The sequence below is a fragment of the Comamonas sp. wu1-DMT genome, from assembly GCF_040187805.1.
Taxonomy (GTDB): Bacteria; Pseudomonadota; Gammaproteobacteria; order Burkholderiales; family Burkholderiaceae_C; genus Comamonas; species Comamonas thiooxydans.
Genome location: NZ_JBANEM010000053.1, coordinates 1 through 1,011, shown reverse-complemented (window position 1 = coordinate 1,011; position 1,011 = coordinate 1). Strand labels below are relative to the sequence as shown.

2 protein-coding genes are annotated in these 1,011 nt (G+C 63.7%); both read left to right on the top strand.

The window, feature by feature from the left end; all coding sequences use genetic code 11:
- On the top strand, nt 1–592 hold a 592-nt coding region (locus tag V8Z78_RS26985), incomplete at its 5' end, for an acetaldehyde dehydrogenase (acetylating) (RefSeq protein ID WP_349732506.1).
- A 14-nt stretch (nt 593–606) separates the two neighbouring features.
- Nucleotides 607–1,011, top strand: a 405-nt coding sequence (locus V8Z78_RS26980; protein ID WP_502878884.1) for a hydroxymethylglutaryl-CoA lyase-like TIM-barrel protein, incomplete at its 3' end; no start/stop codon positions are given.

Here is a 1,011-nt window from a genome sequence, read left to right as displayed (position 1 = left end):
GCATCTGGACGCGCCGAATGTGAACATGGTCACCTGCGGCGGTCAGGCCACCATCCCCATGGTGGCCGCAGTCTCTCGTGTGGCCAAGGTGCACTACGGTGAAATCATTGCCTCGATTGCCAGCAAGAGTGCCGGCCCTGGCACCCGCGCCAATATCGACGAGTTCACCGAGACCACCTCCAAGGCGATCGAGGTCGTGGGCGGCGCCACCAAGGGCAAGGCCATCATCATCATGAACCCGGCCGAGCCGCCCCTGATCATGCGCGACACGGTCTACACCCTGAGCGAGTTGGCCGACGAGGCAGCGATTGCCGAGTCGGTGGAACGCATGGCTGCCGCTGTTCAGTCCTACGTCCCGGGCTACCGTTTGAAGCAGAAGGTGCAGTTCGACCGTATCGATGCACCGATCCGCATCCCCGGCGTGGGCAATGCCCTCACGGGCCTGAAGACCTCGATCTTTCTAGAGGTTGAGGGGGCGGCCCACTATCTGCCCGCCTATGCAGGCAACCTCGACATCATGACCAGCGCCGGTCTGCGCACTGCGGAACACATGGCCGAACGCATGCTGGCGACGCTCGCCGTGGCCGCCTGAGGAGACGACACACCATGACGCAAACCAAGAAAATCTACATCTCCGACGTGACCCTGCGCGACGGCAGCCACGCCATTCGTCACCAGTACAGCGTGGAGCAGGCCAGGCAGATTGCCCAGGCGCTGGATGAGGCCCGGGTCGACTCGATCGAGGTCGCTCACGGCGACGGTCTGCAAGGCTCCAGCTTCAACTATGGCTTTGGTGCCCATACCGATCTGGAATGGATTGAGGCCGTGGCCAGCGTGGTCAAGCACGCCAAGATCACCACCTTGCTACTGCCGGGCATTGGCACCGTCCACGACCTCAAGGCCGCCTATGAAGCCGGTGTGCGCGTGGTGCGGGTGGCGACCCACTGCACCGAGGCCGACGTGTCCCGCCAGCATATCGAGTACGCGCGCCAGCTGGGCATGGAAGCCGTG